17 protein-coding genes and 1 other RNA gene are annotated in these 13,219 nt (G+C 40.4%); 10 read left to right on the forward strand and 8 right to left on the reverse strand.

Features of this window, described 5'->3' with window-relative positions; all coding sequences use genetic code 11:
* Nucleotides 1–25: 25 nt before the first annotated feature.
* Nucleotides 26–667 (reverse strand): RNA polymerase sigma factor, encoded by a 642-nt coding sequence (locus UYC_RS0110625; RefSeq protein ID WP_016876951.1) that lies wholly within the window; start codon nucleotides 665–667, stop codon nucleotides 26–28.
* A gap of 205 nt (nucleotides 668–872) precedes the next feature.
* Here UYC_RS0110625 and UYC_RS0110630 point away from each other — a divergent pair, with 205 nt between their 5' ends.
* The gene (locus UYC_RS0110630) at nucleotides 873–1,466 is read left to right on the forward strand and encodes a hypothetical protein (RefSeq protein ID WP_016876950.1); all 594 of its coding nucleotides are present in this window, start codon (nucleotides 873–875) and stop codon (nucleotides 1,464–1,466) included.
* Nucleotides 1,467–2,270: 804 nt separating this feature from the next.
* A complete protein-coding gene (locus UYC_RS0110635) occupies nucleotides 2,271–3,059 on the forward strand; it encodes a hypothetical protein (RefSeq protein WP_016876949.1) in 789 nt (262 codons plus the stop codon).
* A gap of 236 nt (nucleotides 3,060–3,295) precedes the next feature.
* Here UYC_RS0110635 and UYC_RS0110640 read toward each other — a convergent pair whose 3' ends face one another.
* From UYC_RS0110640 to UYC_RS0110660, 5 genes are all read right to left on the reverse strand, one after another.
* The gene (locus UYC_RS0110640) at nucleotides 3,296–3,487 is read right to left on the reverse strand and encodes a YqaE/Pmp3 family membrane protein (protein WP_016876948.1); all 192 of its coding nucleotides are present in this window, start codon (nucleotides 3,485–3,487) and stop codon (nucleotides 3,296–3,298) included.
* Nucleotides 3,488–3,668: 181 nt separating this feature from the next.
* Nucleotides 3,669–4,067 carry a phage holin family protein gene (locus UYC_RS0110645; RefSeq protein WP_016876947.1) on the reverse strand — a complete coding sequence of 133 codons (399 nt, stop codon included), beginning with the start codon at nucleotides 4,065–4,067 and terminating at the stop codon, nucleotides 3,669–3,671.
* 281 nt (nucleotides 4,068–4,348) lie between these two features.
* Nucleotides 4,349–4,471 (reverse strand): hypothetical protein, encoded by a 123-nt coding sequence (locus UYC_RS39895; protein WP_016876946.1) that lies wholly within the window; start codon nucleotides 4,469–4,471, stop codon nucleotides 4,349–4,351.
* A gap of 36 nt (nucleotides 4,472–4,507) precedes the next feature.
* Complete coding sequence (locus UYC_RS38880) at nucleotides 4,508–4,645, reverse strand: hypothetical protein (RefSeq protein ID WP_016876945.1); 138 nt, start codon at nucleotides 4,643–4,645, stop codon at nucleotides 4,508–4,510.
* 9 nt (nucleotides 4,646–4,654) lie between these two features.
* A complete protein-coding gene (locus tag UYC_RS0110660) occupies nucleotides 4,655–5,299 on the reverse strand; it encodes a Uma2 family endonuclease (protein WP_016876944.1) in 645 nt (214 codons plus the stop codon).
* Nucleotides 5,300–5,535: 236 nt separating this feature from the next.
* On the opposite strand from UYC_RS0110660, the gene UYC_RS0110665 reads away from it, so the two are divergent.
* The 8 genes from UYC_RS0110665 to UYC_RS0110695 all read left to right on the forward strand — a co-directional run bounded on the left by UYC_RS0110665 (nucleotide 5,536) and on the right by UYC_RS0110695 (nucleotide 11,692).
* Nucleotides 5,536–6,276, forward strand: a complete 741-nt coding sequence (locus tag UYC_RS0110665; protein ID WP_016876943.1) for a cytochrome c biogenesis protein CcdA — start codon at nucleotides 5,536–5,538, stop codon at nucleotides 6,274–6,276.
* Nucleotides 6,277–6,477: 201 nt separating this feature from the next.
* The gene (locus UYC_RS0110670; RefSeq protein ID WP_016876942.1) at nucleotides 6,478–7,884 is read left to right on the forward strand and encodes a cytochrome c biogenesis protein; all 1,407 of its coding nucleotides are present in this window, start codon (nucleotides 6,478–6,480) and stop codon (nucleotides 7,882–7,884) included.
* A gap of 38 nt (nucleotides 7,885–7,922) precedes the next feature.
* Nucleotides 7,923–8,189, forward strand: coding sequence for a YciI family protein (locus UYC_RS0110675; RefSeq protein WP_016876941.1), 267 nt, complete (start codon nucleotides 7,923–7,925; stop codon nucleotides 8,187–8,189).
* 34 nt (nucleotides 8,190–8,223) lie between these two features.
* An RNA gene (gene ffs, locus UYC_RS36110) (signal recognition particle sRNA small type) lies at nucleotides 8,224–8,320 on the forward strand.
* 25 nt (nucleotides 8,321–8,345) lie between these two features.
* On the forward strand, nucleotides 8,346–8,735 hold the full coding sequence (locus UYC_RS0110680; protein WP_016876940.1) for a phasin family protein: 390 nt from the start codon (nucleotides 8,346–8,348) through the stop codon (nucleotides 8,733–8,735).
* Between the two features lie 314 nt (nucleotides 8,736–9,049).
* Nucleotides 9,050–9,433 carry a hypothetical protein gene (locus UYC_RS0110685; RefSeq protein WP_026087626.1) on the forward strand — a complete coding sequence of 128 codons (384 nt, stop codon included), beginning with the start codon at nucleotides 9,050–9,052 and terminating at the stop codon, nucleotides 9,431–9,433.
* 59 nt (nucleotides 9,434–9,492) lie between these two features.
* Nucleotides 9,493–9,915, forward strand: a complete 423-nt coding sequence (gene queF, locus UYC_RS0110690; RefSeq protein ID WP_016876938.1) for a preQ(1) synthase — start codon at nucleotides 9,493–9,495, stop codon at nucleotides 9,913–9,915.
* A 127-nt stretch (nucleotides 9,916–10,042) separates the two neighbouring features.
* Nucleotides 10,043–11,692 (forward strand): FAD-dependent thymidylate synthase, encoded by a 1,650-nt coding sequence (locus UYC_RS0110695; protein ID WP_016876937.1) that lies wholly within the window; start codon nucleotides 10,043–10,045, stop codon nucleotides 11,690–11,692.
* A 5-nt stretch (nucleotides 11,693–11,697) separates the two neighbouring features.
* On the opposite strand, the gene dcd is transcribed toward UYC_RS0110695, so the two are convergent.
* On the reverse strand, nucleotides 11,698–12,267 hold the full coding sequence (gene dcd / locus UYC_RS0110700; protein ID WP_016876936.1) for a dCTP deaminase: 570 nt from the start codon (nucleotides 12,265–12,267) through the stop codon (nucleotides 11,698–11,700).
* 327 nt (nucleotides 12,268–12,594) lie between these two features.
* Nucleotides 12,595–13,131, reverse strand: a complete 537-nt coding sequence (locus UYC_RS0110705; RefSeq protein WP_016876935.1) for a P-loop NTPase family protein — start codon at nucleotides 13,129–13,131, stop codon at nucleotides 12,595–12,597.
* Nucleotides 13,132–13,219: the final 88 nt, after the last annotated feature.

Raw genomic sequence — 13,219 nt, forward strand, 5'->3', positions numbered from 1 at the left:
ACTTAGAAATAAAATTAAGTAAGTGTTATTGCGTAGAAGCGGGAGGAAGTAAATTTTCGCCCAGATATATAGACCGGATGTCCGTTGGTAATTTTTCTTCTAGCATACGATAACCTTCTTGAAGAAAATTTGCTACTTCGGTGGGGGAAATTGTTTCTCCTTCTGCCTGTAGGTAAGCAGCAATTCTCGTTTCGCTCCAGTGAAATGTCTGAGCCATCAAAACCATCAAACGCAACATCGGTGGTAGTTGCTCTAAGGCTTGTTCCACATAGCACCACAGCGGCGGAGAAGTTGTCTTCAGAGAATAATGAATCGCTTCTGTGGGAGGAACTTCAATTTCGTTAATACAGTAAGCTGTCTGGTTAATTAACCAGTTTTGCAGGGTAAGACTTTCTTGGTTAGAGGGATCGCTGCTGGCATTAAATCCGCCAAGTTCGTAGTAAATATGTCGCCAGGTAAGGGCAAACAGATAATCTGCTTGTACAGGCGATCGAGCGGAATGGCGAATTAAAGTATAGACGATGGGGCTATAACGACAAAAAATTGCTGCAAAGTATCTTCCCGAATCAGGATGACACTGAAACAAACTGACAAGTTCAGAATCAGTGTGATGAAACAGTGATTTAACCAGCGGGTGATTAGTTTCAGAAAAATGAGGAATTTGCACAATCTAAACCAGCCTATATTGCTAAAATTAACTTGGCAGTGGAAAACTTTAAGTTAGTTGTACAGTTGTTGTGTTAGTCTGTTTACGACTGACACTAATCAGGTTTATCACTTGATACACTAGAAACATATAGGCTATTTAAGTCCTTAATCTAGAAAACAAAAGCGGCTTCAATATTCCATATATATAATTCCCAATTCTGTTCATGGTTATAGCAGTTAGTGTGACACCATTCCTGCTCAATCCCTATACTTTAGGTTCTTTCTTGCCTTCCCTACCATTAGATAGCTTGTTCTCCACCCAAGGCATAATGGTAATGCTCCTAGCAGCATATGCCGGTGCCATGTGGATGTTCCTTACCAGTGCACCAAAAGTATATACAGTGATGGTGTCGGATTTGGAAGTTGCACGACAGTTGTATGAAGGGCTGCTAGATTTACCAGCGGCGGAAGTGCCTTTGCACTACTACTACAACTACGAGCAAACTATAGGTGCAACGGGGGTTGATCCACTTTATTTAGGAAGTAGCCCGTCTTTTTCTAGCAAAATGACAAATGCTAGTGACGGACTTTGGTATCAGCTCAAGAAAAATACTCAGTTGCACGTGATTACCGGAGCCAGCTTGGGTAGTAAAAATCAGCAGCGCCACGTTTGTTTTGACCACGACTGCTTAGAATTGATTTTAATGCGTGTGGAAATGCGTGGTTTAAAGTTTAAGATTCGCAGTAGAAAGCCGCTCAATTTTTTGATAAAGGATTACGAAGGGCGAATTATTGAGCTGGCTGAGGTAGCAAACTAAGGAAGTTGGAGTTTTGATCCAAAGAATACTTGAGGTGGAGCTATGCTTCTCGTTGAGTATTAATTAAATACTTTTAATATCAGAAAACTATCTTAAACCTTGATAGGTAAAAGCCATTAAATAGCGAGAAATTCCCCTCGGAAATTTCTCGCTAATTTTTTCAATTTAGTAATCTCAAGGTTACTCTACGTACTTTCTATACTCGCGATCGCATTTCAGATCCTAACTTAGCCTTGTAGTACTTATTTTTGCGTAATTCAATGGGAAATTCTCCTATAGCTTAGTTATTTACCTATTTCCGCAAGTAGTTTCCCTAGACCACAAATTGTAGGGTGGGCATTGCCTGTCAAAGCCTATTTAGTAAACCTTTTAAATATTGGAGAGCAATGCCCACCTTACAGAAAACCCTTGTAAAGGGGAAGCTCTCTGTATAGCTTATTTATTTACATATTTCCACAAGTAGTTTCCCTAGACCACAAATTGTAGGGTGGGCATTGCCTGTCAAAGCCTATTTAGTAAACCTTTTAAATATTGGAGAGCAATGCCCACCTTACAGAAAACCCTTGTAAAGGGGAAGCTCTCTTATAGCTTATTTATTTACATATTTCCACAAGTAGTTTCCCTAGTCATCTTTTTTATAGGCGTTTACTTTAAGTTTCTCTTTTCAATATCCGTTAATCGATTAGTGATTTTCTATCTAAAGGCAGTACTGCTTTCAAAAAGCTTACGCCACAATAGCAGTATGGCATAGTCTTCCTCTATAAATTTTTATCCAAATTAGTTAAATTCCTACACCTCTAAAAGATGACTAACAATATCAAAGAACAAATTAAAACCGACATCCAACAAGCAAAAGAAACTGGGCAGCTAAGAGCAGAGCGAATTCGTGAAATAGTAAAGTCTGCTGTATCTCAGGTAGTTTCTGAATTTAAAGAAGGCTCTGGAGAACTTCGCTCTATTGTTAAAGATGCTGTCTCTACTGTGATAGAAAATTTGCAAAGCAAGGGTAGTGAATTCAAAGAAGAAGTAACAGCATCAATTGAAGGAGCGCTAGAAGCTGTGAATAGTAAAAGACACGAAAACATCGCTAAAACTCAGGCAGAAGTTAAACAACTAGAAGCAAAGTTGGATGAAGAAGAAAACAACATCCAGCAAGAAGTAGAAGGATTATTAGCAGAAATTCAACAAACAAGTACAGATAAATCTGCTGATACCAAAACTGCTATTGATTCTGCTGTAAGCGCAATACAAAACAGTGAAGAAGTCTCTCTATTAAAGAAACGCTACGCTCAATTAAAAGCACAACTAGCGATTGTAAGAGCTAATTTAGCAGCACGTTATGGCGGACGTTCTGAAGAAGTTAAAGATTATCTAGACGAAGCTAAAAATTGGTTTAACCAAGCTCGCCCACAAGCAGAAGCGGTAGTTACACAGGTACAACAAAAGCACTCTGAAGTAGAAGAAAAACTTGGCGAGGCTGGTACAGTACTGGCGAAAAAAGAGCATCAGTTACGACAAGTTTTGAGGGAGTTGTTGCTGTCAGCCGCAGACTGGCTAAAGGAAAAAGAACCAGTTGATAAAGTAAGTAAATAAAAGTTAAGAAATCGCTGATTAATATAGGGTGGTTAATAATCACCCTATATTTTTTTGGTATTTTAATTGGTTATCAGAAAGCAAGTGAATTCAGTATACTTTTGTGTCAAAGATTAGCTTTTTAAACGCGGAGGAGCGCAGAGTATTTATTTGATTAAATTACCCCTTTTCCGGAAATAGGAAAAAAGGGGTAATTGGAAACTATTTAGGAGAAATTGATTGATAGCTTTTCAGGCTTAATAGATTTGTCCTTCTCTACTCAATCTTTCATCATATTTGGCGATCGCCCAAATTGCATGAATACTACCGGGAAGCCAACCGAGAAGAGTGAGTAAAATATTAATTACCAAGGTGGTACTAATTCCATAGGTTAGGAAGATACCAAGTGGAGGCAAAAAGAAACCGAGGATGTAACGAAGCAATTTCATGGTATTTCTGTTACTATTTGTTTGAATTACTTGAGTTCTGCTTTCTATTTTCGGAAACTCAGCGAATTTCTAACTCCGTCTCAGGAATTAATTCACTTAGCTTTATTGCTTAATCTATTGTCTTGAGCTTTTGTGGATGACAGACGCGGGCGATCGCGTCTGTTTTACCATAGGTTGATAGTTAGCTAGAAGGCAATTCGGCTTTGGGTTTTGTTTCAGTGCTGCCCTTTAAAAGATTCTTTTCGGCGAAGTAGTTGTTGATAAAAGTGCTAGACAAAGATAGAACTACAGGGCCTAAAAGAAAAGCTATCAGTCCATGTACACTAAACCCAGGTACTAAAGCTGCTACCAGCCAGAAGCAAATGCCGTTAACAATGAGTGAGAATGCTCCAAATGATAAGAAGTTAAGCGGTAAGGATAAAGTAGATAAAACTGGTTTCACAGACCCATTGACTGCACCAATCACCACTGCTGCAATTAAAGCCGCTGGAAAATTAGCAATATTAACACCAGGAACAACTAAATCAACAATCAACAAGCTTAAAGCTGTAATTAAGGCTGCTAATAAGTTTCCTGTCATCGTTTTCACCTAAAAAAACAACAAACTATAGTTTTTTAAACTTCTTAAACTATATTCATCTATCTAATCAGCTTGAACATCATTACCAAGGTAGATTTTGTTTATGCCGTTAGGCTAATAGCTTGGTTATAGAAAATTGATAATTAATAATTTCATTACTAATATCTAGGTTGAAATGTCACTATTGATGCCTAGAATACATAAGCCACGTTGAAGTAAGAAAGTTAAACTATCTCGTGAACTTTGGATTTCATTCTTGCTCAACTCAACCCAAAAATTTTTTAATTTTTTCTTAATAATTTGCCATTTATTAATAAGGTGGGTTTTTCTTTTAGTAAATAAGCAAAAATAACAATTTCTTTCCCTTTTTCAGCGACAACTCTTACCTTGCCCAGTTCTTGCATTGTGTAGCGGTAATTTTGCAGGGAGCGATCGCCTATCTAAGCTTCTATTTCTTTGGGCGTATAATTACGAGCACACAGTTCCCGTACTGATATCACAAGAACATGACAAATAGCTGCTGCATCTTCTAATGTAGCTGGGCGAATTTTAATTTCTTTGAGCAGTTGTTCGCTCATTTTCAGTTGTTACTGTTGTATTTGTTCTCTTACCCAGAGGCGAAAAGCCTTGAGGGTTCCGTTTCTGCCAGCAGTTCTACTTTGCTCAAGATATTGGGGAATAACTTTAATTAATGGTAAATTGGGAAAATTTAGGCTTTCCTGCGACTCTACATAACGCCCATCTTGCAGTAAATTGATTTGGAGCTTGCCTTTGTCAAACCGCCAAAGCTCTGGAACTTTGAGCGCTTCATAAATATTGAGATGAGTTCGAGAGGTAACATCAACTTCTAGCGCTAAGTCAGGAGGAGGATCTACAGTTAAATCTAGTCGTTTCTTGCCGCGAACCCTCGCTTCGTTTTTTATATAGAAACACTGATCTGGTTCTATACCCTGAGCCATTGCTTGATTTTTAAATGTGGTAGAACCAAGGCTGATAAATTCAATATTTAGCTCTTCTAATAAAGCTTTGAGCAAGTCACCAATAATTTCTTTATCATATTCGTGCTCTGGCAGTGGTGTCATAATCTCTAGTATTCCCCTGTCATAAGCAATTCGTGTTGCACGGTGTTCTCCTAAATCTGCCAAAATAGTTTCAAATTCCTGCCAGTTTACATCTTGTAGCAGCACTCGTTGTCCTGGTGGAACTTGGATGCGCTTTAACTCCAACAACATTTTTCCACTCCTAGCAGTGCGAATATAGATTTAGCTTACTTTGGAAAAGTCTGTACAGGCAGAATTATCTGTTTTAATGGTGTTCAGATCCCTGACTTCTCCAAAGAAGTCGAGGATCTCTGTGATCTAGGTGTGGAACATAAAATCAAAGGATAGGTTACTCTTAGCTCCCACTTTGCAGACCAAATTAAGCTAATATTCAAGCAGTGCAAGCATTTTAGCTTTCTATTTTTTCCATGCTTGAAACCCTGCAAACCTACCTCTATCAATTAGAGCAATTCGCTAACTCCCTTGTCTCTAACCAACTGACGCACCTGAGTTTATTTAGTATTGGCATCATTTTTGTTGCCGGATTGCTTACCAGTCTCACCCCTTGTATGCTTTCCATGCTGCCAATTACTATTGGTTACATTGGTGGCTATGAAGCAAAAAGCCGCTTACAAGCAGCAGCCCAATCAACTTGGTTTGCTTTGGGATTAGCAACTACACTAGCAACTCTAGGAGTTGTAGCAGCTGTAGTCGGAAAAGTTTACGGGCAAATAGGAATTGGTTTGCCGATTATTGTCAGTATCCTAGCTATTTTAATGGGACTGAATTTATTAGAAGCATTGCCCTTGCAGTTGCCTTCTTTTGGAGGTACAGATTGGATTTCTCAAGAGTTGCCTCAAGGATTAAGAGCATATGCAATTGGCATGAGTTTTGGTTTAGTCGCCTCCCCTTGTAGCACACCTGTTTTAGCTAGCTTATTGGGTTGGGTTGCAAATACGCAAGACTTCATTTTAGGTGCTATTCTGCTAATTTCTTATGCAGCAGGTTATGTAGCGCCATTAATTTTAGCAGGTACGTTTACCGCTTCTATTAAAAAGATACTAGAAATGCGGCGTTGGTCTGGTTGGATTAACCCAGTTAGTGGAATCCTGTTGGTAGGATTTGGTGTTTTTTCTCTAATTTCTCGAATTCCCTTAAGCGGATTATAAAATTGGTTAGTGGTTAGTGGATAGTAGTTAGTAGTAATAGGTGAATTAAACAAAATCTCTCAATCATAAACTAATAAGTAATATCATCAATAACTGTCTACTAACTACTGGAAGAGCAGGTTTTGTTGATTATTTTTCAACTCAAGCTGCTCCTACTAACTATTAACTACTAACTCATAAAAATGACTTCTAATAATTAAAATGACTGTAGACAATACAACTTCTGAAAAATCAAATTTGTGGTCAACCATTAATCAGTCTTTACGGCAAGATATTTTGCCTGTACTGACAGATTTACGTCTAGCAATAGTTCTGCTTTTGGTGATTGCACTCTTTAGTGTCAGCGGTACTGTGATTGAGCAAGGTCAATCCTTAGCTTTTTATCAAGCCAACTATCCAGAAAATCCTGCTCTTTTTGGTTTCCTTTCTTGGAAAGTTCTTTTGACTGTAGGCTTAGACCATGTATACCGCACTTGGTGGTTTTTAGCTTTACTCATATTTTTTGGTACTAGCTTAACTGCTTGTACATTTACACGTCAGTTACCAGCTTTAAAAGCTGCCCGCCGTTGGAAATTTTACGACCAATCCCGACAATTTACAAAACTCGCATTGAGTGCGGAACTAGATGTAGATACACAAAATGATTCTCTACAAAAACTCACTCAGATATTGCAAAATCGCCGTTACAAAGTATTTCAAGAACAAGATAAAAATAATGTTCTTTATGCCCGCAAGGGAATAGTTGGACGCATTGGCCCTATTATTGTGCATATCGGTATTGTGGTGATTCTACTAGGGTCAATTTGGGGAGCGATGACTGGATTTATGGCTCAAGAAATGATTCCCAGTGGTAATAATTTTCAAGTCAAAAATATTGTTGATGCTGGGCCTTGGGCAGCCACACAAATCACTAAAGATTGGACTTTGCGTGTCAATCGTTTTTGGATTGATTATACATCTACTGGAAGTATTGACCAGTTTTATTCAGATTTATCTGTTTTGAATAGTCAAGGAGAAGAAGTTGATCGCAAGACGATTTTCGTTAATCAGCCCCTGCGCTATCGTGGTGTAACTTTTTATCAAACTGATTGGGGACTTGCTGCTGTGCGGGTGCGGGTGAACAAAAGCCCGATTTTCCAACTGCCAATGGCGCAATTGAACACCAATGGCAATGGGCGTATTTGGGGAACCTGGATTCCAACAAAACCAGATTTGAGTGAAGGTGTCTCGCTACTGGCAAAAGACTTGCAGGGAACAGTGTTAATTTACGATGCTACTGGTAAGTTGGTTGATACTGTGCGTAGTGGGATGTCTACCCAAGTCAATGGAGTAAAGTTGACTGTTTTAGATGTAGTTGGCAGTACGGGCTTGCAAATTAAAGCCGATCCGGGAGTACCAATCGTATATGCAGGATTTGCCTTATTAATGCTGGGTGTCGTGATGAGTTACTTCTCTCACTCGCAAATTTGGGCTTTGCAAACAGATGGCTGCCTGTATGTGGGTGGTAAAACGAATCGTGCTCAGGTGGCGTTTGAACAAGAAGTTTTGCAGATTTTGGAGCGTCTAAGTTCTCAGCAGAAAATTGAGGAAAAAGCGATCGCTTCATAATTTTCCAACGCAGAGGTAACACAAGAGGATGCCCGCAAATGCCCACTTTCGTGAAGATTGAGGAAGGCAAAGTTGATAAATCTACTTTTGACCAATATGTAGCTGCCCATAAAGCCTACATCCAAGAGTTGATTGCCAAAGGACACAAAGCCAAGTCTGGCTACTGGTCTGGGTTTGGAGGTGGGATGATGATATTTGAGGCAGCCTCAATGGATGAAGCACAGGCGATCGTGGCTCGCGATCCGTTGGTAAAAAACGGTTGCGTTAACTACAAGCTATACGAATGGAAAATTGTAGCTGAATAACACACTTAAAGTATTTAATGCTATCCTAGTTTTAGACCTGGATCTATGCGACTGTAACGCCCAAATCTTGTCAGGACCGGAAGGTAGCAGCAACACGGGATGCTTACGGTAGGCGTAGTCTCCGGGTCGCCCTATTTTAGGAGCGCAAAAGCTGCAATGCCTGGTTTTGGAGATATTGTTAAAAAAGCTTTTTATCTCGGTGTTGGGTTGGCTTCTTATGCGGGCGAGAGAGCAGGTGGGACACTAACCGAACTGCGATCGCAATTTCAAAAGATGGCAGACGAAATGGTTGCAAGGGGCGAAATGACAACAGAGGAAGCCCGCCGCTTCGTTGAAGACATGATGAAGCAAGCTCAACAGCCACCTACATCTGGGACAACGGCTGCTGAAACCACTACCCCCTCAGAACCTCGCCGCATCGAAATTTTAGAGGAAGATGAGCAGCCAACAGCGAAAGCTGCCCAAACCGATGATGATGTAGATCAATTACGTAAACAAGTTTTAGAACTAGAAGACGAGTTAAAACGTCTGCAGCACGATAATTAATTAGAAATTTATAAAGGGTTGATATTAGCGCAGCAATGCTGATATCAACCTTTTACTTAATGGCGTAAAATTTGAGTTGAAACTAAATTCCTCAGGGTGTATTTCAGTGCTTCCAGCCAAGTAGCACTGAACGTCCACGGACATTTGGTTAGGGCAAATTAGTACCCTACGGAAAGCTACCCTAAAAACGTTTGTACAATGCTTACGCACCCATTACCGGGGAAAATGCACGCTATTTGGGAAGCTTGAGTCATAATCTGGCAAATACACCAGTGTCCTCTTTTTTTGAAATAGCCTGTAAGGACGTTAATTATATGGAAAATTGGCAAAAAGATTTTTGGGAAATGGTACAAACAGTGGCGGATGAGGTAGAACGTTTCTTCCTGGGGATGAGTGAAATGCTAGACACTGTTTTTGAGATTACAGAAGAAATTACCGAACAGTTACAAAATACAATTGCAACTGAACTTGACCAGTATGTGCAGGACTTATACTGGGAACTAGAGGATGTGGTGGGAGATGATTTAGATCCGGCTTTTCCTTATCCAGTTGAACCTTCAGCAACACAAAATCCAGCCTGTATTGGTTGTCGTCATTACCACGGTCAAGCTTACGGTGGTAATTTATTAGTGTGTGCAATGCATCCCTATGGGTGGGATGATGAGAATTGCCCAGACTGGGAAGCGGAAGATTTTTAAGTACACAGTCTCAGGGTTTTTAATTAATGACGAATAGCCAATAATTATTGTAATTTTTTATGAGTAACTCCTCACCTGAAACCGTATCTCAGCTAAACCAAGAAGTAAAGTATGGCGAACGCAACATTGCGGAAGGGAAATTAATTACATTTCCCAATCCGCGAATCGGACGTCGCTATAACATTGACATTACCTTGCCGGAATTTACCTGTAAGTGTCCATTTTCCGGCTATCCTGACTTTGCCACCATTCACATTACCTACATACCTGATGAAAAGGTAGTGGAATTAAAAGCGCTCAAACTTTACATTAACAGTTACCGCGATCGCTATATTTCTCACGAAGAATCTGCCAATCAAATTTTGGATGATTTTGTCGCCGCTTGCGATCCGCTAGAAGCCACAGTCAAAGCAGATTTTGCACCGCGCGGTAACGTGCATACGGTGATTGAAGTGCAACATCTCAAATCAAAGCCAAATTAAAACCTGTTTTACCAACTCATCCCAGCATCGTAGCGGTGTTTTGGTTCCACAAATATCACTTACTTTGAGAGCGACGACGAGCGATCGCAGAACTAATTTAGTAATTGTCAGAACAGAGATAGTAGAAATGACTGATTTTTGGGAAGAATCGCTGACTGAACAGGAGAACTGTTTGCTACAGCCTTTTGTGACTAATTTGGATCGCTCTGTTTTTGGTTTGCGGAATCTCCCCGAAGTAGTCAAAGGTGCCTTATTCTCGCGTTATAGCCGTAGTGATAAAAGCTTACGCCGTATACTTCTGGATGAATTCATCAAAGAAAGCGAAGCTAATTTTGCTCAAATTGTTGGTGAAACAGCTAAAAATAACGTCGATCAATTAGTGGCAATTCAACAAGCAGAAGCATTTTACGATCGCGTCTTGATTGGGTACGGCGATGACTCTGTGGCAGAGTTAGGAGGAGCGCATATTGCCTGTGAAGGAATTAGTAATATTGCAGCCAAAGCTCTTGAAGACAGTCGTTTGGGAATTTCTCCCTTAGAAAAATCAACAAGATATGTGCCGTTTAATCGCAAAATCAACGGGCGTTATCGCTACCATCGAGAATCGTCGATTATGGCATCAAGCCACGCATCACTTTATGAGACAACACTAGATCGTTTATTTGACACTTACACTGCATTAACTGAACCTCTGTTGAGTTGGGTGCGCTCTTGTACTCCTCAAGATCCAACCACCTCAGAACGAGCATACAACAATGCAACCAGAGCCAAAACTTTAGACTTGTTGCGCGGTTTGCTGCCTATGGCAACTTTGACTAATGTTGGATTGTTTGGTAATGGAAGAGCTTTGGAATATTTGCTAGTCAAGCTTGCAGCCTCACCTCACGAAGAAGTTCGCACGCTTGGAATTTCTATGCAACAAGAGCTAGATCATCTCATACCTTCATTTGTCAAACGTGCAAAAACCGAACGAGGTGCTAAGGCTGCGCTTTACTTATCAAAAAATAGCCAGCGTACAAAATTGCTGGCACAAAATCTTCTCAAGACGCGAGATCTCGCGTCTCTACACAAGGAAATTGAGCCTGCATCAACATCCACTGTTCAATTAGTAGAGTACGATCCGGATGCAGAGGTAAAGATTGTTGCAGCTATCCTTTATCCTCACACTGATTTGACTTTTGAGCAACTCAAAGAATACGTTACTGGTTTATCAACTCCAGAACGAGTAAAGATTATAAGTACCTATGTAGGCGAACGAGAGTCGCGCTTTCATCGCCCTGGACGTGCTTTTGAAGAAACATACTATACATTTGATGTGTTAGCCGATTTGGGAGCTTATCGAGATCTACATCGACATCGCGTGCTTTCCCAAGAACGTCAAAGCTACTCCGTCCATCACGGCTACGTAGTTCCACCAGAATTAGAAGAAGCAAAACTGACCCAGCTTTATCGGCAAGCTTTAGATCATGCTGCCGAAACAACTGAGTTGATTAGCAAAGACTTACCAGACGCAGCACAATATGTTGTAGCCTTCGCCTATCGTGTGCGCTGGCGAATGAAGATGAATCTGCGTGAAGCTTATCATTTTGTGGAATTACGAAGTTCACGACAAGGGCATCCTTCTTATCGTGCGATCGCTCAAGAAATATATCGACAAATTGCTGCTGTTCACCCAGCATTAATAGCTCATATGCATTTTGTAGACATGAATGATTATGCTTTAGAGCGATTAGCAGCAGAGCAACGAATTGATAAAAAATTGCAGCAACGACAGTAGAAAGATTAAACTCTAGCCAAGGTAACCTTTTCTGGCTGATCCTGATATTTGCCTTGTCGGGCTTCGTAGCTGATCGCACAAGGCTCGCCTTCTAAAAATAGTAATTGCACCACACCCTCATTGGCGTAAATACGGCAATCGGCACTAGAAGAATTGGAAAATTCCAAAGTCAAATGACCGCGCCACGCAGCCTCAGCAGGTGTTAAATTTGCAATAATGCCACAACGAGCATACGTACTTTTACCAATACAAATCACTGTGATATTATCTGGCACTTCTAACCTTTCTAAGGCAACTCCTAATCCATAAGAATGGGCTGGTAAGATAAAGTAACTGCCATTAGTATCTGTATGTAGTTGAGTCGGTTCGAGATTTTGAGAATTAAAGTTTTTGGGATCGACTACAGTTCCAGGGATATGACGAAAAATGCGAAATTCGTTTGGTGAAAGGCGGATATCGTAGCCATAGGAAGACAAGCCATAGCTAATTACAGGATTCATTCCTAAAGCTGTATTTACTTTAATTTCTCGAACTAAATTTGACTCAAAAGGCAAAATCATGCCTTTTTCAGCCATTTGGGCAATCCATTTATCGTTCTTAATCACTTGCTTGAAATAGAAATACTCGTCAAACCAAATTATCAGGATACACCGAATGTAGCTGATGTGAAAGCAGTAGGATGCATAAAATAAAAGGGACTGGGGACTGGTGATTAGGTACTGGGTATTGGGAATCGAGGATTATCCTGACAGAGACGCTACGCGTAGACGCGCAAGCGGCTTCTCGTAGAGTACAGGGATTGGAGACTGGAGACTGGTGAGCGGGTAAGTTTTTCCCCTGCTCTCTGCTCCCTTGCTTTTTCCTAGTCCCTAGTCTCTAGTCCCTAGTCCCTTTTACATTACCTAAGGCTGATGACTGCGACGGATTTCCGTGATTTGATCTGCTAAATCCAGAATTGATTTGGGCATCTCTGACCCTGTGAGAATAATATCAACATGAGCAGGGCGTTTTGCCAGAAAAGATAAAACTTCTGCTTCGGGAATTAAACCAAAGTTAATCGCCAAGCTTAACTCATCTAAGACAACGAGAGAATACTTACTCTCGAAGACAACTTCTTGTGTATGTTGCCACAACTTTTGTAAGGCTTGAGCTTCGGATTCATCAAGTTGGGGTGTATCAATGCAACGAGGCAAATCACAGCGAATCCAATCCAAATTTTGTCCCAACCGAATCGGATTTTTGTGTCCTTGACGAATCCCTCCTTTAAGAAATTGCACTACTAGCACTGGTGTACCTTGACCGGCAATTCTCAGTGCTTGTGCCATCACACTGGTAAAGAAATTACGATGTGTACTCGTGAAAACTTGTACGAGTCCCTCAACAGTGTATGGCAAGACAAGGGTTAAATTTCCACTTGGGGTTTCTAGCTGGGTAACCATAGAAGAATGTTTAAAATTTTACACAATCAAAGTATTATTACTGAGGATATTTTGAGCAAACGTGTTTGTATTGATAATCAAGCTGTTT

It is taken from the genome of Chlorogloeopsis fritschii PCC 6912 (assembly GCF_000317285.1).
In the GTDB taxonomy this organism is placed as follows: domain Bacteria; phylum Cyanobacteriota; class Cyanobacteriia; order Cyanobacteriales; family Nostocaceae; genus Chlorogloeopsis; species Chlorogloeopsis fritschii.